Raw genomic sequence first — 23,870 nt, forward strand, 5'->3', positions numbered from 1 at the left:
ATATTGAAAAAGTTAAAAAGCTATACCCGTATTTGGTCAGTCGAAAAAGTGATTTATGCCATCAATGATTTTCGTTTACCTTTTCCCGTAACACTCAATCAAATGTCATGGTTTGTACTTTCCCTCTTAGCTGTCATGTTGCTAGGTAATCTTCCCCCACTTTCTTTGATCGATGGAGCATTATTAAAATATGTCGGAATTCCAGCTGGTTTGACATGGTTTATGAGTCAGAAAACATTTGATGGCAAAAAACCGTATAGCTTTCTCAAGTCTGCATTGACATATTGGTTTCGATCTAAGGTTTCCTATGCAGGGAAACCCGTCAAACTACAACGTATGAAAGTGAATGAAAATATGACTGCTGTAAGGAGTGAAGTCCATGCGTTATCCGATTAAATATCTTGAAAATAATCTCGTTTTCAACCATGATGGCGAATGTTTTGCGTATTATGAGCTGTTACCATATAACTATTCGTTCCTTTCACCAGACGAAAAAATGCAAGTACATGATCATTTCCGTCAATTGATTGCACAAAATCAAGACGGGAAAATACATGCTTTACAGATTAGTACCGCTAGTAGTATTCGCTCGGTACAAGAAAGAAGTAAAGAATTAGTGACAGGACGATTACAAGATGTTGCTTATGAACGGATTGATGAACAAACAGAAGCCCTTATTTCCATGATTGGTGAACATCAAGTAGACTATCGTTTCTTTATCGGCTTTAAGTTGTTGCTGAATGAAGAAGAAGTAAATATCAAATCGATAGGAAAGTCAGTATCTACTTCTCTATCTACTTTTATCCGTGAGGTAAATCATCATCTAATGGGGGATTTTGTTTCCATGCCTCATGAAGAAATTAGACGTTTCTCTAAAATGGAATCTTTATTACAAAACAAAATAATGAGACGTTTTAAGGTACGTCCTTTAGATAAAAATGACTTTGGCTATCTGATTGAACATCTTCACGGCCAAACTGGAATAGCTTATGACGAATATGATTATGCCCTACCTCTTAAGAAATTAAAAAGGGAAACTTTAGTGAAGCGTTATGATCTGATTAAACCGACTCGTTGTTTGATTGAGGAAAATCAGCGTTATTTAAAAATCGAACAGGAAGAACAAACCACATACGTTGCATATTTTACGATTAACTCTATTGTTGGTGATTTGGAATTTCCATCAGATGAAATTTTTTATTATCAACAACAACAATTCGGTTTTCCAATCGATACTTCCATGAACGTGGAAATTGTCACGAACAAAAAAGCATTATCTACCGTACGAAATAAGAAAAAAGAATTGAAAGACTTAGATAATCATGCCTGGGAATCCGATAACGAAACAGGCATTAATGTTATCGACGCGTTGGAACAGGTAAATGAATTAGAAGATGTGCTCGACCAAAGTAAAGAATCGATGTATAAGTTAAGCTACGTGATTCGCGTGACCGCTCCTAATTTGGACGAACTTAAACAGCGTTGTAATGAGGTAAAAGATTTTTATGATGATTTGAACGTAAAACTCGTTCGTCCATTTGGGGATATGATGGTTTACACAGTGAATTTATCCCAGCCAGTAAACGGTATATGAATGATTACATTCAGTATGTCACGTCTGATTTTCTTGCAGGACTTGGATTTGGAGCCACACAAATGTTGGGAGAAACGGAAGGGATTTATTTTGGTTACAATTTGGACACTGGAAGAAACGTATACCTTAACCCGAGCCTAGCTAGTCAAGGGGTCAAAGGTTCGGTCACGAATGCCTTAGCTTCTGCTTTCATAGGCTCACTTGGTGGTGGGAAATCTTTTTCCAATAATCTATTAGTCTATTATGCCGTTCTCTTTGGTGGTCAAGCCCTGATTGTTGATCCAAAGGCAGAACGAGGAAAATGGAAAGAAACGTTACCCGAAATCGCACATGAAATAAATATTGTCAATTTAACAAGTGATGATTCCAATAAAGGATTACTTGATCCTTATGTCATTATGAAAAAGAAAAAGGATTCAGAAAGTCTTGCGATTGATATTCTCACTTTCCTTACGGGTATTTCGAGTCGAGATGGTGAAAAGTTTCCTGTGTTACGAAGAGCGATTCGAGCTGTCAGTCAACAGGAAGAACGAGGCCTGCTTCTTGTGGTTCATGAATTAAGAAGTGATCCCAATCCTTTAGCAGGCCCTATTGCAGACCATATCGAAAGTTTTACGGATTATGACTTTGCCCACCTACTTTTTTCAGATGGAACGGTGAAACATTCGATCAGTTTAGAAAAACAGTTAAATATTATCCAAGTGGCGGATTTAGTGTTACCAGACGCAGAAACAAGTTTTGAGGAATATACGACGATGGAATTATTAAGTGTCGCCATGTTGATTGTCATTTCTACTTTTGCATTAGACTTTATCCATTCCGACCGTAGCATATTTAAAATTGTTGATTTGGACGAAGCCTGGAGCTTCCTACAAGTTGCACAAGGAAAAACACTTTCTAATAAATTGGTTCGTGCAGGGCGTGCCATGAATGCTGGTGTCTACTTTGTTACCCAGAACGCCGACGATTTAACCGATGAAAAATTAAAGAATAATATTGGTGTCAAGTTCGCTTTCCGTTCAAGAGATATGACAGAAATAAAGAAAACCTTTTCAATTCTTTGGTGTGGATTCGGAAGATGAATCGAATCAAAGGCGATTACGGGAACTGGAAAACGGACAATGTTTAATTCAAGACTTATATGGGCGTGTGGGTATTATTCAAGTCCATCCTGTCTTTGAAGATTTATTTCATGCTTTTGACACGCGTCCACCGACACAGGAGAAGAAAGGTGGCGATTAATTTGAAAAAACAAAAATGGAAAAAGATTGTCTTAACGGTGGTACTTATTGGTACTGCCGTTTTTCTATGTCTTTTTTTACTTGGAACATTAGCTCAAGCAGCTGGCTTAGTTGATGATACCGTATCGGAAGACAATCTATATTCTAAATATCCACTTGACCATTATCAACTCGATTTTTACGTCGATACAGATTGGGATTGGTTGCCATGGAATTGGAATGATGGCATCGGAAAACAAGTGATGTACGGGCTCTATACGATTACGAATTTTATTTGGATTATTAGTTTGTATTTGTCTAATGCGACAGGCTACTTAATCCAACAAGCTTATTCTCTTGATTTCATTTCACAAACTGCGGATGCCATCGGGAAGAATATGCAGACATTAGCTGGGGTTACTGCAAGTGGTTTTAGTAGTTCGGGATTTTATGTAGGTTTCTTGCTTCTTTTCATTTTAGTCATTGGGATTTACGTGGCCTATACGGGCTTAATGAAACGGGAAACGACGAAAGCAATTCGAGCGATTCTAAACTTTTTAGTCGTATTTCTTTTATCAGCTTCCTTTATCGCCTATGCGCCAACCTATATTACGAAAATTAATGATTTTTCTGCTGATATTAGTCAGGCAAGTTTAGATTTAGGAACAAAAATCTTAATGCCAAGCTCTACTAGCCAAGGAAAAGATAGTGTGGATATGATACGAAATAATCTCTTTTCCATTCAAGTAGAACAACCTTGGATGCTGTTACAATTCGATGATTCAGATAAAGAAACGATTGGTGAAGATCGAGTTGAAACTTTAGTTTCCATTAGTCCAGATGCAAATAACGGAAAAGATCGTGAAGATGCCGTCAAAGCAGAAATTGAAGATCATGACAATAAAAATTTAACAATTACGAAGACCACCACACGTTTAGGAATGGTCTTCTTTTTATTTCTATTTAATATTGGAATATCCATTTTCGTGTTTCTTCTATCGGGCATTATGATCTTCTCGCAAATTCTGTTTATCATCTATGCGATGTTCTTACCAATTAGTTTTCTACTTTCAATGATACCGACTTTTGAAAACATGGGGAAACAAGCGATTATGAAATTGTTTAATGTGATTATGCTTCGGGCTGGGATTACGCTCATTATTACCGTTGCTTTCAGTATTTCTTCCATGCTTTACAGTTTAACAACGAGTTATCCATTTTTCTTGATTGCCTTCTTACAGATTGTGACGTTCGCAGGCATTTACATGAAGCTAGGTGACATCATGAGTATGTTTAGCTTACAAAGTAATGATTCCCAACAGGTTGGACGTCAAGTCATGCGTCGTCCTTACCGCATGTTCAATCGTGGCAGTCGCCGATTACAACGCTCACTTGGGCGTACTCTTGCGGGGGCAACAGCTGGAGCAACGGTCGGGGCAATGGTCGGGAAATCAAAGCAAACAAAAGGTTTCTTCTCCCCTATTCGACCATTACAGCGGCTAACATCGACTACAAAAAATAACAAAGAACGCTCAAATGCCAATACAAAACCAACATCTTTGAGCCAGAAAGTAGGACAAGTAACAGGGAAAATGCTTGGGACAAAAAATCAACTCCGTGCAAATATCAAGCATCGCAAAGAGCAATTGCATGATTTGCCTATCACTGCCCAATATGCGGTCATGAAAGGAAAAGAACAACTTACAAAACCTGCCCGTGATTTTAAAGAAGGGATAAAACAAGCAAAAGAAAAAAGACAGCAAGTAAATACAGCACGTGAAGCAAAACATCGTCAAACAATTGCAGATAGGCGACAAGCATTGGATAAAAAGCGTACTCCTTCTCGGAATATTGCCAATCATGAACGACCAGTCACACAAAAAGGCAATGAATCGTTACATCAGGAAAGATTAAAGAAAACAACTGTTCAAGAAAAACAAAAGAATAGACCTGTCACAATAGTCGAACATAGGAAGCCAACCAAATTACAACAACGGTTATCCAGTCCACACAGAAAAGAGTATCTGATTGAAACCGATCATTCTAAACAACCTGTTAAAAAAGGAAATCGACCTATCCAAGAAGAACGTTCCCGATTAAAAAATAATCGAAAAATCATCAAACGCCCTTCTAAACCCCTTAACCGAACAAGACAAAAGCAGATTAAGAAACGGTTCGTGCAAACAAGTAGGAGAAAACGCTTATGAAGATGATGAGAGTAAAAATCACGTTAATTACTTGGGGATTAGGATTTATTGCGTTGTTTGGGCTATTAGCATTTGTAGCTATTTTTATATCGAATGAAGAACATTCATCAGATGGTGGTGACTTCATTGGTGAGTTAGGCGGTATATCGGTTTCTGCGGATGTGTTAAAACATCAAGCAATGGTAGAAAAATATGCAAAAGAATATGGCATTCTTGAGTATGTTTCGACACTACTTGCCATTATTGAAGTGGAAAGCGGTGGCAAGTTAAAAGATGTGATGCAATCAAGTGAATCGTTGGGATTACCACCTAATACATTGGATACCGAAGCATCCATTCAACAAGGAACAAAATATTTTGCGGATTTATTACGTTCCGCAAAAGCAAATGGTGTCGATGGAAATACAGTCATTCAGGCTTACAACTATGGTGGTGCTTTTATTGATTATGTCGCAAAACGAGGAAACTCTTACTCTTTTGAACTAGCTGAAAGCTTTGCGAAGGAACGGTCAGGAAGCAATAAAGTCACTTACTCCAATCCGATAGCCGTAAAGAAAAACGGGGGCTGGCGTTATCTTTATGGAAATATGTTTTATGTCGATTTAGTGAGTCAGTATTTCATATCACCTAAATTTGATGGTGAAATGGTTCAGATTGTGATGAATGAAGCATTAAAGTATGAAGGGTTCCCTTATGTCTTTGGGGGTGACAATCCACAGACCTCTTTTGATTGTAGTGGACTGACACAATGGAGTTATCGGAAGGCTGGTATCAACTTGCCTCGAACAGCACAGCAACAATATGACGTAACCCAGCATATTCCACTTTCTCAAGCAAAACCGGGTGATTTAGTATTTTTTCATTCCACTTATAACGCTGGAACTTATGTCACGCATGTTGGTATCTACATTGGAAACAACCAAATGTATAACGCAGGCGATCCGATTGGTTATGCCGATTTGACGTCTTCTTACTGGCAAAAGCACCTAATTGGAGCTGGACGGATTAAAAAATAGAAAGGATTGGATAAAATGAAGGGATTATTTAAGAAGCAAGATAAGCAAACGAAAGAGACAAAATCTAAAAAGCTGAAAGTACGGACGATTGGAACACGAAAAAAGTCAGTGATGATTTTATGGATACTATTGATTAGCAGCCTTGCCTTTGGAATATACAAAAACTTTACAGCGATTGACCGACATACGGTTCATGAAAGAGAAATCATTGAAACCAAGATAATGGATACAAATGCGATTGAAAGCTTTACGAAAAACTTTGTGAAAGACTATTACACATGGCAAAACGAAAAAGATTCTATTGAACAACGGGCGGAAAAGATTAATGACTACTTGACAGAAGAACTACAAGCTTTAAATGTAGATACCGTAAGAAATGATATTCCGACCAGTTCTAGTGTAGGTGATATAAACATTTGGTCGGTATCGCAGGAAAATGAGGATACTTATGCGGTTGTTTATTCAGTAGAACAAAAAGTAACAGAGAATCAAAATACTGAGTGGATTCGCTCTACCTATCGTATTTTGCTTCATCAAGATATTTTAGGAAACTTAGTAATTACACAAAACCCTACCTTATGGAGCTTACCGAATAAATCAGATTATGAGCCACCACAACCTGAAAACAATGGAACAGTTGATTCTGATACGGTGCAAGAAGTAACGGAGTTTTTGGAGACATTCTTTGCGTTCTATCCAACTGCGACAGATAAGGAACTTGCTTATTATGTGCAAAATAATGCATTACCACCAATTGGAAAAGACTATTTATTTTCCAAATTAGTTAATCCCGTATTTCAGACAGAGGACCATCAAATAAAAGTATGGGTTACAGTAAAGTATTTAGATGAAACAACGAAAGCAATACAGTTTTCACAACATGAATTGACTTTAGAGAAAGATACAAATTGGATGATTGTAGAATAAAAAGACACATCAAGATTTTACTGTTAAATATATTTAGGTCATTTATCAAGATTCCTAAAAATAAATCTGATAAATGACCTAAACTTATTACTCTATTAATTGAGATATAGGGTAAAAAAAGGAGGAATTATCCTTTATCCTTCTTTACTCATCAGTTTTCTAGTACAATTTTCATATAGGAGTTATAAAATTGGAGAGGTGGTTGTCTATGTATATATCATCAATATCATTAAAAAATTTTAGAGCATTTGATTCAACGGAGAGAGAAATTTGTTTTAATCCTGGACTAACTCTTTTGGTTGGAGAAAATGACTCTGGAAAATCAGCAGTTATTGATGCTTTGAAAATTGTTCTTGGAACAACTGACTTAGGTTGGTATAGGATTAAAGAAAGTGATTTTCATAACGAAGATATTTCTAAAGAAATAGAAATATCTTGTAAATTTATGGACTTATCCGATGCAGAGAGTTCTGGTCTATTGGAGTATTTAACTTATGAAAAGAATAAAGAGGGAAAGCAGTATCCAGTTCTCTATTTAAAGTGGAGTTGTAAATATCTACAAACCATGAAGCCTCCAAGACCAATTATACACACTGCAACTGGATTAAATGGTGACGGACCCAGCCTATCTCCTGAAGCAAAAGAACTTTTAAGAGTTACACATCTCAAAGCTCTTAGAGATGCTTATAGTGATATGCAGTCAGGACGGAACTCTAGACTATCCCAAGTGGTACAAAATCTACCTAACCTTAATGTTGGCAATGACGAATATGAAACTGGTGACGATCCAAAGGAATTATCACTTATTGGTATATTTAATTTATCAAATCAATTATTAACTGATTACGAACCATTAAAGAACGCTAGCAGTCAAATGTCAACTATCTTGCAAGAACAAATGCTGCTAGAAGGAGATAATATTATTACTAATTTTGCAGTTTCTGGAGTCAATACATCAGATGTTAGAAAAACCTCAACTTTATTAGAAAAATTAGATTTAACGATTAATAAAGAAGAGACTGACATAAAAGGTTTACCTGGACTAGGTACTAGCAATATAATGAGTATGGCATGTGAACTCTTACTCAAAAAAAATACTAATGATATTAGTCAGTTTCTGTTAATAGAAGAGCCAGAGTCTCATATTCATGCTCAAAGACAGTTAAAGCTTATTAAATCTCTACAGCAAGAAGCGGAAACAGCTAACCAACAAATAATTATGACTACCCACTCTCCACTACTTGCTTCAGTAGTTAAATTGGATAATATTGTAATTATAAAGAATAGCCGACCATATTCATTAGCAAAAAAACATACTAAACTGGATGAGGACGATTATATTTTCTTGGAGAAATACTTAGATGCTACAAAGGCAAATTTATTTTTTGCTCGTAGTGTTATGATAGTTGAAGGTCCAGGGGAAGCTTTATTGATTCCCACTTTGTCTAGATTACTAAAAAGGGATTTCACTGACTATGGTGTATCTCTTGTGGATGTTAGAAGTACTGGATTAAGAAGATATTCTAAAATATTTCAAAGAAACACGAGTGAATCTTCGGAGTGGTTGGATATTAACGTAGCTTGTGTAACAGATAGAGATGTTATGCCTGACTGTGCACCTAAAATATGCATAAAAGATATTCAATCTGACGACATAAAAAAATGGCCGAGTAAGGAAAAAAGACAATGGATTGTTGAAAGTGATTTTAAAGATGAAGATGAAAAAGAGCAGCATTTGCAAAAGATTCGTGATAAAGCTAATGGTCAGCTAGTAAAAACATTTATTTCAGACCAATGGACTCTTGAATATGATTTAGCATATTCAGGGTTAAATGATCAAAATATGAAATCTGTGTTGTTAGATGCGCTAGTCAACTCTACTTACGCCCCAAAAAATCGAGCGAGTAAAAAGACAGACATAGAAGAAACAATCAGTGATTATACTAATTTAGAAGAAAAATCTTCATATTTTTATAGTTTTTTTACTTCTGGAAAAACTTCAAAGGCAGATTTTGCTCAACATTTAGCTATAGAATTAGAAAAAGCATTTATAGATAATACTTTAGATTTAACTAAAACTCTGCCTCAATATTTATTAGACTCTATTTATTATGTCACAGAAGAGCCTGAGGTGAAGTAATGAGTATAATTCGTGATATTATTATTACTGATGAGGACATTGATTGGGTAGAAAAAATTATGGGTGAGGATATAACTTTTGATTCTGAGAGAAGAAATATAATTAAAAATTTAGAGTCAACAGACATACAAGCTTTCCCAGGTAGTGGAAAAACAACTGTTTTAGTAGCCAAACTGGCGATTTTAGCCCAAAAATGGGATTTTTCTACTTCAGGTATATGTGTTCTTTCACATACAAATGTAGCTAGAGAAGAGATTGAAAAAAGATTAGGTAATACTAGTGTCGGGGCTAAATTATTAAAATATCCACATTTTATTGGTACCGTTCATTCATTTTTCACTACATATATAGCTTCACCATGGGTGAAATCTCAAGGTAAAAAAATTGAAATTATTGAAACAGATTTAACTACTGCATATAGATGGAATAAGATTTTACCTTTTTATAAAGATATTTTCGAAAAAAAATTTATAACTGAAAATAATTGCAGTTACAAAGGGGCTATTGGCACTTTAGAATTAGGTAATTATAAACCGAACAGTAAACCTTATAAGCACGTAAAAAATATAGTTAATTCATCACAAAAGAGTGGATATTTTACTTTCGATGAAATGTTACTTTTTGCGAAAGAAGCTTTAGAAGACGCACCTTCTATTTCGAAAATTACATCTAAAAGATTTCCGATTGTTTTTATTGATGAAGCTCAGGATACTAATGATTTTCAGTATAATTTAATTGATAAATGTTTTAATGAATCCATACAACAAGGCTTTGGAGATGAAAATCAGGCGATATATAACTATGTCGGAGAAAGTAATTCAGTAAGATTCCCAAGAGATGCGCCATTAGTTATTCAACAAAGCAAAAGGTTTTCAAACAATATAGCCCAATTAGCCAATCCATTAGCTATTTCCAAATTAAAAATGCTTGGGATAAATAATGAATTTAACAATAGCAAACACTCTATTTTTGTTTTTAATAAAAATAAAGTAGAAGATGTGCTCTCCGAGTACGGGAAACTAATTTTAGAAACTTTTACTGATGAAGAATTAGAACGATATCAAACAGATGGTTGTTTTGCTGTAGGTTTAGTTCATAACAAGAAAGCAGAAACTAAAGAAGAACATTTTCCCAAAGGTGTCTATGATTACTGGCCAGCCTATAAGTCAAAGCCCGTTAGTAAAGGGTACAACCCTAAATATCTGATTGATTATTTCAGATTAGGGTATCAAGAATTACTTCACACTAAAGATACTTATAAACAAATTACATGGATATTATCTGGACTACGCAAGATAATTAATGAGGAAATGAACGAGATTTATCTACCTAATCGAAAAAATCTTATGAAATCTTTTTCAGATTGCTTAGAAAGTGAAGAACATATTCAAATTTTTCGTCAATGCATGCTTAATCTACAAAAAGCAAAGTTTGATACAAAAAATAATTGGAATATAACCTTGGAACATATTACTTTGCTTCTTGGTCTATTTGGCATTACTATTTCTAATTTAGAGTTCAGCAAATGGACAGAATTGAAAGATATCTCTCTTGAATCTGTTGAAAGTTTAAAAGATTACTCGACGAATACATTTCATTATGAATATGACAACAGAAAAGTAGCCATAAATCTGGACAGTATTCATGGAGTAAAAGGAAAAACTCATTTATCTACATTAATATTGGAGACTTTTAGAAACAGTCATAGATTAAAAAACATACTACCATTTTTTTACGATAGTACATGTAAAAAAAAGGTGCCTCAAAGTAAGATTGATAATTTAAAATGCCATTATGTTGCCATGACAAGACCAAGAGGTTTATTATGTCTGGCGATTCCATTTGAAAAAATAAGTGCAGCAGAAATAAAAAAATTACATACAATGGGTTGGAATATTATTTTTGTATAGAAACATTCTAATGTTTTTGCAGTTACTCATATTTGCTAATATAATTGTAATATATACTTACATAAAAAATAAGGCGAAATTATACAAGGATAAACATGACTATATTACAAATATGTTTGCCTCTTTACATTTTATATATTACTAAATTTGTAGCGCTGAGTTCAGGCAAGCTGGTCTACACTGCGTATTTCCCGAAATTTTTTTTAAAAAAAGGGTAACAAATGTTGCTTTGAAATAAAGTTTAATCAGTAACATACTGTTACCCTGGGGAAAATGCCAAACAAAAAAGTTGTTTATCTATTAAAAAAGTTTACTCGGTTATTATACTGTCTAGTATCATAGTAAAATATGATGGGTACTTTTTTAGCAGTTTGTAAATATAATCCTTTTTCTTTTTGATTTCTTCTATTAGGGCTTTCTTTAAAAATATACCTTCGTCAATAACTGAACGTATGTCTTGGGAAACTACACGATCAGCGAATCCTAATTCAAACAGCATTATTTCTAAAGAAGATGGTAAGCCATATTTCAAGCTCTTTTGAAGTTCCTTAAGATTGTTAATGGTATCTTTGTCTACTTCCGGATGAATAGTCTCGATTAATTCAACTATGGCGCCCAACAAAAGTGTACCATCATATGATAGTGCGTTGTCGCAAATATCTATAATTTGATCTAGATTGAATTGTCTCAGTTGGCTGCCACTGATAAGCATAGCATCAGCATTTTTGATCAGTTTAAATAAATTATGATAAGGTTGCCCTTTAAGCCATGCTAAAGCGAGCTTTTTTAGAACATCCGGTTTATCACATTTTTTGAATGTACTATTTTTGATATTTTTTGCTATTATTGGCCATACAACTGAAAGTAATTCATCTTGCTCTTTACACTTAGCAATCAAAGAAATATTTTTTGATATCCAGGCTTCTATTTCTATTGAAGTCTGTACACCATATAGGGTTTTTCCAAAAGCCCTTCTTTTGGATTCACTCGGAACATTTTTAGTAATATTTTGAGCCAAAAGTTTAAAAAGTTCAATAAGCTTTATTTTTTCCTTGTCTCCTGCTAAAAAATATGCGAGTGTCCCTTTAGCAAGTTCAACTATCTTATCTTCTCTAAACTCAGAATCATCTCCATGTGCCATTAAATAACTTTCAATAGAAGATATAATGTTCATTTTCCATAATATTTGATTCTCCAATCCTTTCTTTGTAAATCCCTTGTCTTCATGTTCGGAAGCAATACTTTCAAGTTTTATGATCACTTTTTGAGGGTCTTCTAAGAAATCCCGGATAAAATCTATAATTTCTGTTGTAATGGTATATTCTTGATCATCACTATGAAGTGGCTGGAAAATTTGTAACAATGTACTGGCACAAGGTTCAGAATTAGTGGAGTCAAGTAATTCCTTAACTTGCTTCCATCTCCAATTTGCTCTATGGGTTCTCCGTTGATCATAAATATTTGGATCGGCAAAAATAATACTACCTTCCGTATGCATCCCTGAACGTCCTGTGCGACCAATTAGATTATGAAAGTCTCGAACTTTTATTCTTTCAGAACCTTGATATAAACTCGTTACAATAAGATATCGAATTGGAAGATTAACTCCTTGAGCTAAAGTAGAAGTACAAATAACAAATTTCGCCATTTCTTCCTTCATTGCATATTCAACAGATAGACGTATTCCATGTGGCGTATTTCCATGATGTGTTAGAATACCAAGTTTAGCAGCCTTTGTATTAACTGCATCTTTTCCCAAATTGCATTGATAAAGAAAACTTAATTTGCTTATTTCTTCTTGGTCGGAGTAATCTATTGGTTGCGAAAATGGGAGTCCCCTATCAAATGCATCCACAATTTTTTCGCATAAACGAGATACAGAAGATCTTGCTCCACAAAAAATAGCTACACTTCCGTTTAAAACAAGCTTTATGCCAAAATATAGAGCTATACTTTGGCCATCATTTTTATCTGGGAAAAAACGCTCCTTACGTTCTCTTCCTTTTAGTTGAAGTGGGTTTTTCTCAATAACTCTTGGTACAAAAAACTCACCATTTTCAGGATTGTTTTTGTTTACAAACTCAAGTCTTCCAAGGTGGTCAATCCAACTTGCAAAGGCAACTGTTCTAAAAGTAGGTGCAAGGTTTATACCAGAAACAACTTTATTATCCTCCCCATTAAGCCAGTTTCCTACAGATGTAGCATTACTTATAACTGCAGAAATTAGCACTGTTTGAACTGTGTCTGGAATCATAGATTTTAATGATGTTAAAAGTAGTTCATAGGTTATTCCACGACTCCCATTATCAAACTGATGACCTTCATCATAGATTAGTACCCCAATTCCTCTTGCTAGATTAGGTGAGTGACGAAGTACATATATAAGTTTTTCTGGAGTAACAATTAAAATTTGCTTTCTTCCCAATATTTCATTAACTTCAAAATCAGTCTGAATTACATCAGAAAGTTCATCAATATTTACAGGTTCATTATGAAAAGATTCATTTAAGCTATTATTAATTTCGTGACACAATGCCCTAAAAGGAGCCACGATTATGGCAAGAGAAGTTCTATTAGAAAGGAATGCACTACGAATAATTATTTCTGTAGCTTTAGTTTTTCCTGCACTAGTAGGCATCTGTACAATTCCTGATTTTCCTCGAAAAATTCCTTTTTGACCTAGAAGATGCTGTGCTGGCCAAAATTCCCGAACAAATGTCTTTTTTTGAATTATTTCTTGCCATTTATCCCTAGAGATATCTGTATACTGCGGTAAGCAATACCACACAGAATTTTCAAGTCTCCTCTTTATAATTGCACAAATGATGTCAGCAAAAAGTAACTGACGAGATGTCCCATTTGTATAGACGGTTTTTCTAAGATCAAAGGCTACCTCTAATAGACCATCTTCTATTCCATATGTATAATATTCATTCATTAGCCTTAAAATTTCATAAATTTCCTTTGAATATAATCCTTCTATATCGTAAGTATTTCTTAAAAAATCAGCCTTAAGCAGCCAGTGTAGTAACGTCTCTAAACCTTCTCCTTCTAAATTAGAGCATCTTTCACCTAGACGAGTTGCAAGAACATGTGAACTTCCAGGTAAGTCACATAAATAGTAAGAGGATGAACCTAGCAATAAAAGATAAGATTCAATATCTTCTTTTAATCGTGATTGGAGATATGAATCAAAAAAATGCGCTGAAAACAGAAGATTTTCACGCTGTTGGTTGAGTTCATTCTCATCTAAAATTCCTTCATTTATTTGAGCAGCAAGATCACCAAGCATGCCGATAGATAGCATAAAAAGTCTCGCTGGATCCCTAGTGACTTTGATATGAGCATCTTCTGGAACCTGATACTCATGCATCTTGGCCTTTGAACGAGTAGCACCTAAAAGTTGTAGTGATCTATTTTTAGGCTTCATCTGCAGCCCTCCTATAAATCATGTGGACAAGTTCCATCATTTCATGACCATGAATAATAAGAAGCTTTAAATTGTTTGAGTTTGGATGTTTACTAACATCCGTTTCAGATGCCATCTCTGAATCATAATTAGCCGAAGAGAAGAGGGCCACAGCTCCATATATCTCCTTATATGGTCGATCCTCCAAGTTTTGAAACCTTTCTATGCGTTCAGCATCAGATAATAATCCTTTTTGGAATAAGCGTTGCTTAATTGCATTTAGAGATTCAGCTTTCCTTGCATGATCCTTGGAAGAGTCGTTTACCGCATCTTGTAGCCTGTTTTCTCCACGTCCAGTAAATTTTGCTTTTGCTTCAAAAATTGCAAGTGTATCTTCTAAAGAATCTTGTTCTTCTTTGAAAATTTTGAATCCTATAATATCACTGCCCTTTGTAGATTCATTCCGAACAGTTTTATCTCCATAACGTGTCCGAGGTACCCAATAATTAAGAACATATTGAAGATAATCCGCTACCAATATTTCACTAAAATCTCCCGCGCGAATACTTGGTCCAGGTGCTACTGAGTGATCCGGAAATTTAATTTTATTTAAATACTCGGCTCTTGAGAAATTATAACCCTTTCGGTAAAAATCTATTTCATCGTCAAGACAATAATGGTTTCTTAAATGCTTTGCCCAATAGGATAATATCTCTTCATCATTTGCATGTTTTAATACCCATACCTCAATAGTCTTCCCATCAGCTAAAGTTACTCTTTCTCCAGTATCTTCAATCCATTCGATATGATCCTTACTAGCTAGTTTCATAATTATCATTCCTTAAATATAAGTCATTTTATAATTACTGAAAATATTAAGTCCTTTCACTATGTGTTGTATCCCCCTCCACCCAACCGTTATTCAACTAGAATAGAGCTTATCGAAACTAGTAAACCATATTTTATTATTAGTTTACTAATAAAAATTCGGAAATCCATTTTTTCTTTCTTTATTACAAAAATTATTTTAAACCCGCAATACTTAATGGTCCTCTTACTGTCATACTAGCAAGTTTTTCAGCCACATATTGTGGCGAGTATTGCGTCCCACTTTGCAACCAATATGAAATAACTCCAACATAAGCATGAGCAACATATGATATTAAAAATTCCCTTGGAATTCCCATTTCATCCGGTTGTGGATGATACCTTTCTAAATAGTTTCCCATGTACCTTTTAATGATTTCCAGGAACTGCTGTTGGAAGGAAGGAATCCCATTTTTTCCCATCATGATTTTAAAAAATTCTTCCCGTTGATAGATATATTGCGTTGCTCTTAAATAAAGAGATTTCGGAATATGCGCTGCCATTAATTCTTCTTCACTTTTAGGTGCAACTTCCTCAGCAAACGTGAATAGCTCATCATTTATAGTTCTTTCTAATAAATCATATTTATCGTAAAAATGCGCATAGAATGTGGATCGATTGATTTGTGCATAAGTTGTTAATTTCATTATTGTAATTTCCTCAAATTCCATTTCCGTAAGAAGTGCTAATAAAGCCTCTTTTAAAAGTTGTTTCGTCTTAATGACACGCAAGTCACTGGATTTGCCCATAAAACATCTCCTCCATTTTTGTTGGTTATTTATATGCTACAAGACAGTTTCAATCCCTTTGTCCTTTAAGCAACAGATTAGACAATTTATTCGGTTGTTACTTTATTATAACCGATTTACAATAAAAGCAACAACATGTTGTCTTGATATTTATTGTTTATTTAGGAGGCGGATTTAGTGAAAACAATTTCAATAAATAAATTAAGCAAATCTTACAAAAAAAATAAAGATGAAAAGTTTTTCGCACTAAAGAATCTTAACTTTAAAGTAGAGAGTGGAACGATTTTTACTTTATTGGGTCCTAATGGCTCTGGAAAAACTACTACCATCAATATGATTAATGGTCTAAATAAACCGACCGAAGGAAAAATAGAAGTTATGAATTTAGATCCAATCAAAGACATGAAACAGGTTCGCAACCTTATAGCTGTTGTACCTCAAGAAACAGCTCTTTATAATGATTTAACCGCGAAGGAAAACTTAATGTTCCATGCACAATATTATGGTATCCCCCAAAAAAAATGGAATACTAGCGTTCAAAGTGCTTTAGAACTTGTAGGTTTAGAAAAAAGGAAGAATGATCGTGTCGGAACATATTCGGGTGGAATGCAACGGAGATTGGCACTTGGAAGAGCATTAATGACATCGCCCGAGATATTATTACTAGATGAACCTACTTTAGGGGTCGATGTGCAATCAAGAAACGCCATTTGGAATCAAATTAGAAATTTGGCCAAAGCAGGCAAGACTGTTGTATTAACGACTAATTCCATGGAAGAAGCTGAAGCACTTGCAGATCATATTATGATTATTGACCATGGCAAAGAAGTTATTTCCGGAACACCAAAAAGTCTAAAAAGTGAAATTGACACTAATACCCTTTCAATTAGTTTCCAAGACCAAGAAGCTGCCAAAGAAGCTGTAAAGGTTCTTCAACATACTTACAAACTGAAACAAGATAAAACTGAAATAGAAGTTCGAACAGAAGACAGAACAGAAATTTTTACGATGATGAACCAAATCCATTTCTTAAAAGACAAAATCGTTAGTTTTGAAATGAATGAACCAACTTTAAATGATGTCTTCTTGCATTTCACTGGGCGTGAATTAAGAAACTAGGAGGTGTAGGCATGTTTCATGCTATAACAGGAATGGTAAAAAAAGATTTAAAGACATCTTTTAGGAACCCTTCTATGCTCGTTCTGAGTATCATTGTTCCTATAGTTTTTATTTTCCTCTATTCACTTATTTCTCAATTGTCAACAACTAACCCTATTGCTATTGCTCAACATTCAGAGGATGCTGCAAGTAAAGAATTAACGACAATTATGAAGGAAATGGAAATCGAGGATGGACCTTATTATGAGATAATGACGCTTGATCCAGACGAAGCGTTTCACATGTATCAAAATGGTGAAGCTCCGGCTCTCATTGAAATACCTAAAAATTTTGACCAACAATTACAAAAGGGTCAGAATCCAAAGATCAAACTATATGTAAATAATATTAATTCGGATGGAACTAAAAACTTTCAACTTCGACTTTCGCATGCATTATACCAATTTCAAGAAAGTAGAGACAGCGAAAGTAATATAGGTATAATTGAAGAATTTTCAACATTTGATAAAGACATATCCATGAAGTTTTATGTATCTATTGGTTTATTAATGTTTGCAGTGATTTATTCTGGGATGGTTAATACAGGTACTTTACTAACAAGGGAATGGGAAGAGCGAACAAGTAAAGAAGTTTCTTTATCTCCAAGTGGATTTGCTCCATTACTAATTGCAAAAGCCACTACTGCTTTGCTATTGACAACTGTTACAACTGTTTTAGCAATGATTTTAATGGCTTTTACATTGAAATTTCCAATTGCAGATGTATCACTGCCGATTATAGGTTGGCTATTTGTTTTATTTTTAATCGGTGCTTCTCTAGGAGCATTTGCAGGAGTGACGATTCAAAAATCTTTACCGGTTATTACATTGTCAGCAGTCATAGGAATATCGCTTTACTTACTAAGTGGAAATGAATCCTCTATTCGAGGATTTGCTTATGGCGGTCCAATTGAATTTGTTTGGAGAATTTCTAGCTATTTACCAATGTCTTATATAACGGATACGATGAGACTTATTTTTGTAACTGGCAAGAATAACTTACTAACCAGCTCAGCCAATCCGTTAACAACTACAACAAGTTTTTATATGAGCATGATTACGATACCAGCGACCATCTTATTATTTGGTTGGGCTTCTATTATCAAATTAAAAAATAATTTGTTTTCTTCTGGAGGTCAGTGAGATAACAAATGCAAGGAGGATAAACATGAAATGGAAAACATGGTTTTATGCAATTTCTGCCGTTAACAGAAGAAATATTAAGCTATTATTACGCCAAAAACAATTCCTAGTTGCCCCCTTCTTAATGCCTGTTGTTGTTATGATTTTAACAGCACTTATTATGGGAGCTGGTGGAGATGATTGGCCTGTTGGATTGGTAAATGAATCTGACAGTGTTGAATCAAAAGATTTTATTGAAACTTTAGATACCGTTCATTCAAATATCACACCTTATTTTTCTATTAGAGAAATGGAGCATGAACAAGCTAGTGATGCAGTTAAAAAAGGTAGATTGCAAATGTTATTTAGAATTCCAGATGATTTTGTACAATCCCAAACTGTTTATACAGAAACATTTAATATTAATACGGACATGATGAAAAATGTACGATTACGTTTGGAGCATACAGTCTTAAAACAGCTTGAAAAAAATAATGTGCTTCATGCAGCCCCAGAATTAGTCTTGGAGAAAAAGGAAGATGTTTGGCGGGAATCCTTTATTGCAGGTAGTAGCGTCTTACTTGCTTTAATGTTTTCAGCAACCATAACAGCTGCAAATTTATTTTCCTTTGATATAGAGAACCGGACAGTTAAAGAAATATCTCTTACTCCTTTGAGTAATATTTACAGTGGAATTGGGATTATTCTCACATCGGTTTTACTGGCATTTGTCTCAGCAATTTCTACCCTGCTTGTTGGGATGTTTGCTTTTAGATTAGAACCAGAAAATTTATTAATGATTTTTATAGGGATAATTCCTGTGTTAATTGCTTGTGCAATATTAGGAATTATTATCGCTCATTTCCTAAGAAGATACCGAATTATTCAACCTATTATCATAGTTACTTTTATGGCTACCTTCTTTGGAGCTGGTGGATATTCTAGTGTTGCTGGTTTACCACCAATTGCAAGATCATTTTCAGAGATATGGGCCTTTTCATATGTTTTTGAATGGTTCAACCCAATCCTACACAATTTTAGTGGAAGGTTAGATATTGTTCAGTATGTATTTTTAATTGTAGCCGCTTTAATTTTTATTGCCATACTACCGATCGTTTATAAAAGAGAACTTTTAGTTAAAAATAGTGGTGGACAGTAATTGACAGTATGCTATTTAATTTAAACACGATTCAGCATTGAAAAATTAAAAAAGAGGGTTACCAACCTGTAAGTCTTTCTTTTTGTGCTGGTTATGTAGTAGGTTTTAGGGGTGTTCAATCTTTCATAGAAAAGCATAACAAAACGATATATAAGACAAAATTGCTTTCTAGTAATGAAATCATCAATGGATAAAAGAACATCCGAATTCAAAAATTAGATATTGACCCTCACACCATGTCATACTTTAATATGGCTATAACATAGTAAATTGGGAGGGCAAATTGTTATGAAAATAGGCGAATTATCATCGAAAACCGGAGTCAGCATCCGATCCATTCGATATTATGAAGAGAAAAACTTAATTTATCCAAAGCGATTAGAAAATGGGTATCGTATATATAGCGAAAAAGATGTGGAACGTGTAAAAGCGGTTCAACTTTTTTTAGAGTTAGGTTTAAATACGGATGAGATATATCCTGTTATATCCTGTGACTCCTTTCATCCAGTAGATAATAACTCTGCTGACTGTGCTTCAACCGCACTTTCTCTTTACAAAGAAAAATTAGAGAAAACTCGTGAGCAAATAAGTAATTTACAGGAAGTCGAAAGAGAATTAGAAAACCTCATTGACTTTTGGACTAATGTAGAAAATCAAGGTAAAGGCAGTGACATAAAATGAATTATCGTATTTTCATTTTAGTACTTGGGACTTTCATTATTGGTACAGATGATTTTGTTATTGCCGGTTTATTACCTCATATTTCTGAAGATATGAACGTTACAATTGCTGTGGCGGGTCAGTTGGTTACTGCATTTGCTATTGCTTATGCTATAGGAGCCCCCATTTTTGGCACGCTAACTATGAATTTGCCATTAAAAACTCTTTTAGTCGTATCTATGTTAGTATTCGCAATTGCAAATGCACTTTCTGCACTGGTTACTTCTTTTGAAATGCTCTTTTTCACAAGAATTTTAGCTGCTCTAGCTGCTGCTATATTTACACCATTAGCAATGACTACATCTACTAGTTTAGTATCTGGAAAAATGAGAGGAAAAGCACTGTCATTTATATTAGCAGGTATAACGATGGGATTGGTTTTAGGGGCTCCTATCGGAACGTGGATCGGAAATGCCATGACTTGGCGTTACTCTTTTGTTTTTGTTTCTGTGGTTTCTTTTATCACTGTAATAGGAGTTTTACTATTTTTACCTAAAATTAAAAGAGAAGCAGAACTAAGTATTAGGGAAAGATTAAAAGGCTTCAATAAAATTATTTTATTAACATTATGTGTAAACATTATTGGTACTACTGGTGGCTTCATGACTTATACGTATATAGCCCCTATCATTACAGGTATTACGAATGTAGAGAATATTAGTGTCTTTCTTATGTTATTTGGCATAGGAGCACTTTTCGGAAATTTAGTTGGAGGTTATTTTACAGATAAGATTGGTGCACCACAAACATTAATGCTGTCACTTGGAAGTTTTGCAGTGTTATTAGCAGCATTCTCATTTTTATCGCTGCTAAATCCATCTACATTTGCAATTGTAATGGTTTCAATTGTGGCGATATTGTGGGGAATTCCTGGTTTTGGAATGAACCCTGCTCTTAATTCATTTCTCATATCTTTGAATCCTCGGCAAGCTCAAATGGTTTTATCATTCAGTGCTTCGGCTCTATATACGGGGATTGGATTAGGAGCTTTTGTAGGGGGAAGCGTTATAAGTATAAGTTCAGTAAATTATGTAGGATTAGCAAGTGGTGTATTAGTTCTTATTGCATTAGTATTATTTACCTTTGTTAATAGATCAGCTAAAAAGAAAGCAAAGTCGGCAATTTCCTAAATTTTTAACATTAACCAAAAATTCTATTTGAATAAAACTGAGACATTTGTCTTGACTAATCATTTATCACTTTTGGTTAATGGTAAAAATATAAGGCTAATAAGAGATATGAATTGGATTAATAATAAATATCCAAAAATAAATAAAGAATTTATTTCTTCCCTGCTTTTTTAGATTCAAGTATTCCTTTGGCAACACTCTCCATGATAATAAGATCTTTATCTGATAAACTATCAAGTTGTTTTTCTAGTTGCCTTCTTCTGCTACTTTTAGTCACTTCAGAAGCTGGTAAGAAAAACTCATCAACGGATACATTTAACAACGATACAAGATCATAAAGTACTTGTATGCTAGGGTGTTGCCCTTTGTTCTCAATATTCGTTAAATAGCGTGGGTCAATCTCTATCGATGCCCCTACCTGTTCTCGGGTTAAACCTTGTTTTATACGAGCTTCTTTTATCGTAAGCCCAAATGCTCTAAAATCATATTTATCTTCTTTTTTACGCATAATAAACCACCTCTATACATTTTACTGTTCCTATTAGTTAAGAAACAGGTATAGAAAAACGTACTATGCGGTTACACAATTCCTATTGAATGCTTCATACAACAAAAGATACTGCCATGCGGTAATAAAAAAAACCGTTATCTGGCAGTGTTCTTTTCATGCATTAAAAAAGATATTCCCTCTTCAGACGACGGTTTAAATAGCCGCCGTCTCTTTTTTATACAGAATTTATAGATGGTGTATGGTGTAACTATGTTTAATCTTTTTTAAAAAGATGACGGCTCTTAGGAGGTAGTCGTCATGCAATATGTTGTTACTCAACAATGTTTGATTTCCGACGCTTTATTAAAAAAGGTTATTCATCTACCCTAGATAAAAATGCCTTTAAATGTGGTTTTTTAGATCATATAAGACGAACTATTAAAACATATAAACAGACTGAGCAATCTGTTTATGTGTTTTTTTGTTTGCTGAAAACTTTTCTAAAAAATTCTTTATCGAATATGCAACAAACAGCCCTTTCGTGTCGGGACTTAGTGCGAAAGGAAATAATAGAGCAGGGCACACTTCCTTTCATGTCGAGAAAGGGGGTGAGAAATCATGAAGCGATCTTCTTTTCGGACTACCATAGAAAATCAGTTTGATTATATTTGTAAGCGTGCGATGGAAGATGAACGCAAAGATTATTTCAAACACTTGTCGAGAATTTCAAAACAAGAAATTTCTTTCTCTGATACAGGTGACTATCTCGTCAATCAGTTTTCTACCATCGATAGCTATTCAAGTGATTTACAGATTTTCACATTGAACGGCTTTAGTATTGGCGTGGAAAGTGATTTGTTAAGTGAAGCATTACGGAATCTGACAGATAAAAAGCGGAACATCATTTTACTTTATTACTTTATGGATATGAGCGATGCGGAAATTGCAGAGTTATTGAAATTAAGTCGTTCAACAGTCTATCGTCACCGAACTAGTGGACTAGCTTTTATAAAAAAATTCATGGAGGAGCATACAGAATGAAATCAAAATATCCTATGATCCCCTTCTCTCTTATTGTAAAAGCAACTGATGGTGATACAGAAACCATTCATTACATTGTAAAACACTATAGAGGTTATCTTTCAAAACGCTCCCTTCGACTAATGAAAGATGAATACGGAAATTCACACATGATAGTCGATGAAACGTTGCGTGGCAGAATGGAAACCAGATTAATTACCAAGATTTTAACTTTTGAAATTAAATAATCAATTCTCCATTCGCGGAAGCGTGTTGGAGCGTTCACGCTTCCTGATTAGTAGTTTGTCATTCTATTAAAATATGCTGTCTCAGTGTATTTTAATAGGCTGACTCAGTGTATTTTAATAGGCTGACAAGCCAATGTTCTTTGACAACTGAATAAAAAGTGATCGAATACATTTCGATAGAGATTGAGCCAACGGACTGATACGCCATGACTTTGCAGATAATGCAAAACGAGCGATTTTTTCAGTGATCCGTAAGTGTCTTTTGGACAAGTCACTGCCATGACTTCTCTATCGTGATAATGATACTCCTGTACAGCCACAGCCCGAGCGTTCAAAGCGTCACAGGCAATGGGTATAGCTGCATGCGAACCATGCAGGGGTGAAATTCCCGTGAGCTTAGCCAAAGCTGTTCGATTACTTATATATTAATTGATTTGAGAGTAGTTGTAGTTCATACCACCATATAAAAGTATCTACTTTAGATGCAACTTAAAATTCATTTATTTTAAATAGCGCGTTATAATTATAGGCGAATATTGGAGTTTTTCCTAGCCTATAATGGAAAGGAGTATCAATGATAACAGTCACTAAAAAAGACTTAATTGAGCTAGGATACGGGACTTCTTTTTCAGCAGATATCATTAAAAAAGCAAAAGAATTAATGATTACAAAAGGGCATTCCTACTATGAATCTAGAAAGCTAGATAGAGTCCCTCGTGAAGCTGTAGAAGAAATTCTTGGAATCAATTTTTCGGATGACAACAGGTCTGATTAGTTTTTGCACG

The 23,870-nt window shown here is 34.5% G+C and carries 18 protein-coding genes and 1 pseudogene; 15 read left to right on the forward strand and 4 right to left on the reverse strand.

Features of this window, described 5'->3' with window-relative positions:
- Window positions 1-3: 3 nt before the first annotated feature.
- The 7 genes and pseudogenes from BKP57_RS06615 to BKP57_RS06645 all read left to right on the forward strand — a co-directional run bounded on the left by BKP57_RS06615 (window position 4) and on the right by BKP57_RS06645 (window position 11,014).
- A complete protein-coding gene (locus BKP57_RS06615; protein WP_072741214.1) occupies window positions 4-396 on the forward strand; it encodes a conjugal transfer protein in 393 nt (130 codons plus the stop codon).
- Window positions 380-2,836: pseudogene (locus BKP57_RS06620) on the forward strand (ATP-binding protein). The gene BKP57_RS06615 and the pseudogene BKP57_RS06620 overlap by 17 nt, the downstream one beginning before the upstream one ends.
- Window position 2,837: 1 nt before the next feature.
- A complete protein-coding gene (locus BKP57_RS06625) occupies window positions 2,838-5,021 on the forward strand; it encodes a CD3337/EF1877 family mobilome membrane protein (RefSeq protein WP_072742385.1) in 2,184 nt (727 codons plus the stop codon).
- Between the two features lie 5 nt (window positions 5,022-5,026).
- Complete coding sequence (locus BKP57_RS06630) at window positions 5,027-6,037, forward strand: bifunctional lytic transglycosylase/C40 family peptidase (RefSeq protein ID WP_072742384.1); 1,011 nt, start codon at window positions 5,027-5,029, stop codon at window positions 6,035-6,037.
- 15 nt (window positions 6,038-6,052) lie between these two features.
- The gene (locus BKP57_RS06635; protein WP_072741215.1) at window positions 6,053-6,964 is read left to right on the forward strand and encodes a conjugal transfer protein; all 912 of its coding nucleotides are present in this window, start codon (window positions 6,053-6,055) and stop codon (window positions 6,962-6,964) included.
- Window positions 6,965-7,172: 208 nt separating this feature from the next.
- Entirely contained in the window at window positions 7,173-9,104 is a 1,932-nt protein-coding gene (locus tag BKP57_RS06640) for an ATP-dependent nuclease (protein WP_072741216.1), read from the forward strand.
- Window positions 9,104-11,014, forward strand: a complete 1,911-nt coding sequence (locus BKP57_RS06645; protein ID WP_072741217.1) for a UvrD-helicase domain-containing protein — start codon at window positions 9,104-9,106, stop codon at window positions 11,012-11,014. Before BKP57_RS06640 ends, BKP57_RS06645 begins: the two co-directional genes overlap by 1 nt.
- A 310-nt stretch (window positions 11,015-11,324) precedes the next feature.
- Here BKP57_RS06645 and BKP57_RS06650 read toward each other — a convergent pair whose 3' ends face one another.
- The 3 genes from BKP57_RS06650 to BKP57_RS06660 form a co-directional block, all read right to left on the reverse strand.
- Complete coding sequence (locus BKP57_RS06650; protein ID WP_072741218.1) at window positions 11,325-14,444, reverse strand: DEAD/DEAH box helicase; 3,120 nt, start codon at window positions 14,442-14,444, stop codon at window positions 11,325-11,327.
- Window positions 14,434-15,261, reverse strand: a complete 828-nt coding sequence (locus BKP57_RS06655) for a Hachiman antiphage defense system protein HamA (protein WP_232231348.1) — start codon at window positions 15,259-15,261, stop codon at window positions 14,434-14,436. The genes BKP57_RS06650 and BKP57_RS06655 overlap by 11 nt, the downstream gene beginning before the upstream one ends.
- Before the next feature lie 184 nt (window positions 15,262-15,445).
- A complete protein-coding gene (locus BKP57_RS06660) occupies window positions 15,446-16,039 on the reverse strand; it encodes a TetR-like C-terminal domain-containing protein (protein ID WP_072741220.1) in 594 nt (197 codons plus the stop codon).
- Between the two features lie 177 nt (window positions 16,040-16,216).
- Between BKP57_RS06660 and BKP57_RS06665 the strand changes: the two genes are divergently transcribed.
- The 5 genes from BKP57_RS06665 (at window position 16,217) to BKP57_RS06685 (ending at window position 21,327) form a co-directional block, all read left to right on the forward strand.
- Complete coding sequence (locus tag BKP57_RS06665; protein WP_083547209.1) at window positions 16,217-17,158, forward strand: ABC transporter ATP-binding protein; 942 nt, start codon at window positions 16,217-16,219, stop codon at window positions 17,156-17,158.
- Window positions 17,159-17,169: 11 nt separating this feature from the next.
- Window positions 17,170-18,339: an ABC transporter permease gene (locus BKP57_RS06670; RefSeq protein WP_072741221.1), complete on the forward strand. Its 1,170-nt coding sequence runs from the start codon at window positions 17,170-17,172 to the stop codon at window positions 18,337-18,339.
- 25 nt (window positions 18,340-18,364) lie between these two features.
- Window positions 18,365-19,477 carry an ABC transporter permease gene (locus BKP57_RS06675; RefSeq protein ID WP_072741222.1) on the forward strand — a complete coding sequence of 371 codons (1,113 nt, stop codon included), beginning with the start codon at window positions 18,365-18,367 and terminating at the stop codon, window positions 19,475-19,477.
- A 288-nt stretch (window positions 19,478-19,765) separates the two neighbouring features.
- Window positions 19,766-20,158, forward strand: a complete 393-nt coding sequence (locus tag BKP57_RS06680; RefSeq protein WP_072741223.1) for a MerR family transcriptional regulator — start codon at window positions 19,766-19,768, stop codon at window positions 20,156-20,158.
- Window positions 20,155-21,327: an MFS transporter gene (locus BKP57_RS06685; RefSeq protein ID WP_072741224.1), complete on the forward strand. Its 1,173-nt coding sequence runs from the start codon at window positions 20,155-20,157 to the stop codon at window positions 21,325-21,327. Before BKP57_RS06680 ends, BKP57_RS06685 begins: the two co-directional genes overlap by 4 nt.
- A gap of 151 nt (window positions 21,328-21,478) precedes the next feature.
- On the opposite strand, the gene BKP57_RS06690 is transcribed toward BKP57_RS06685, so the two are convergent.
- Window positions 21,479-21,835 (reverse strand): helix-turn-helix domain-containing protein, encoded by a 357-nt coding sequence (locus tag BKP57_RS06690; RefSeq protein ID WP_072741225.1) that lies wholly within the window; start codon window positions 21,833-21,835, stop codon window positions 21,479-21,481.
- A 600-nt stretch (window positions 21,836-22,435) separates the two neighbouring features.
- Between BKP57_RS06690 and BKP57_RS06695 the strand changes: the two genes are divergently transcribed.
- From BKP57_RS06695 to BKP57_RS06710, 3 genes are all read left to right on the forward strand, one after another.
- Complete coding sequence (locus BKP57_RS06695) at window positions 22,436-22,858, forward strand: RNA polymerase sigma factor (protein ID WP_072741226.1); 423 nt, start codon at window positions 22,436-22,438, stop codon at window positions 22,856-22,858.
- Window positions 22,855-23,085, forward strand: a complete 231-nt coding sequence (locus tag BKP57_RS06700; RefSeq protein WP_072741227.1) for a helix-turn-helix domain-containing protein — start codon at window positions 22,855-22,857, stop codon at window positions 23,083-23,085. Before BKP57_RS06695 ends, BKP57_RS06700 begins: the two co-directional genes overlap by 4 nt.
- A 574-nt stretch (window positions 23,086-23,659) precedes the next feature.
- On the forward strand, window positions 23,660-23,860 hold the full coding sequence (locus tag BKP57_RS06710) for a DUF3173 domain-containing protein (RefSeq protein ID WP_072741228.1): 201 nt from the start codon (window positions 23,660-23,662) through the stop codon (window positions 23,858-23,860).
- Window positions 23,861-23,870: the final 10 nt, after the last annotated feature.

This window comes from Virgibacillus sp. 6R (genome assembly GCF_001895305.1).
Lineage (GTDB): Bacteria > Bacillota > Bacilli > Bacillales > Amphibacillaceae > Virgibacillus > Virgibacillus pantothenticus.

Bases quoted from the DNA above. Each gene is read 5' to 3' on its own strand.
- BKP57_RS06630 (WP_072742384.1), top strand. From the start codon at position 5,027: ATGAGAGTAAAAATCACGTTAATTACTTGGGGATTAGGATTTATTGCG.
- BKP57_RS06635 (WP_072741215.1), top strand. From the start codon at position 6,053: ATGAAGGGATTATTTAAGAAGCAAGATAAGCAAACGAAAGAGACAAAA.
- BKP57_RS06640 (WP_072741216.1), top strand. From the start codon at position 7,173: ATGTATATATCATCAATATCATTAAAAAATTTTAGAGCATTTGATTCA.
- BKP57_RS06645 (WP_072741217.1), top strand. From the start codon at position 9,104: ATGAGTATAATTCGTGATATTATTATTACTGATGAGGACATTGATTGG.
- BKP57_RS06650 (WP_072741218.1), bottom strand. From the start codon at position 14,444: ATGAAGCCTAAAAATAGATCACTACAACTTTTAGGTGCTACTCGTTCA.
- BKP57_RS06655 (WP_232231348.1), bottom strand. From the start codon at position 15,261: ATGATAATTATGAAACTAGCTAGTAAGGATCATATCGAATGGATTGAA.
- BKP57_RS06660 (WP_072741220.1), bottom strand. From the start codon at position 16,039: ATGGGCAAATCCAGTGACTTGCGTGTCATTAAGACGAAACAACTTTTA.
- BKP57_RS06670 (WP_072741221.1), top strand. From the start codon at position 17,170: ATGTTTCATGCTATAACAGGAATGGTAAAAAAAGATTTAAAGACATCT.
- BKP57_RS06675 (WP_072741222.1), top strand. From the start codon at position 18,365: ATGAAATGGAAAACATGGTTTTATGCAATTTCTGCCGTTAACAGAAGA.
- BKP57_RS06680 (WP_072741223.1), top strand. From the start codon at position 19,766: ATGAAAATAGGCGAATTATCATCGAAAACCGGAGTCAGCATCCGATCC.
- BKP57_RS06685 (WP_072741224.1), top strand. From the start codon at position 20,155: ATGAATTATCGTATTTTCATTTTAGTACTTGGGACTTTCATTATTGGT.
- BKP57_RS06690 (WP_072741225.1), bottom strand. From the start codon at position 21,835: ATGCGTAAAAAAGAAGATAAATATGATTTTAGAGCATTTGGGCTTACG.
- BKP57_RS06695 (WP_072741226.1), top strand. From the start codon at position 22,436: ATGAAGCGATCTTCTTTTCGGACTACCATAGAAAATCAGTTTGATTAT.
- BKP57_RS06700 (WP_072741227.1), top strand. From the start codon at position 22,855: ATGAAATCAAAATATCCTATGATCCCCTTCTCTCTTATTGTAAAAGCA.
- BKP57_RS06710 (WP_072741228.1), top strand. From the start codon at position 23,660: ATGATAACAGTCACTAAAAAAGACTTAATTGAGCTAGGATACGGGACT.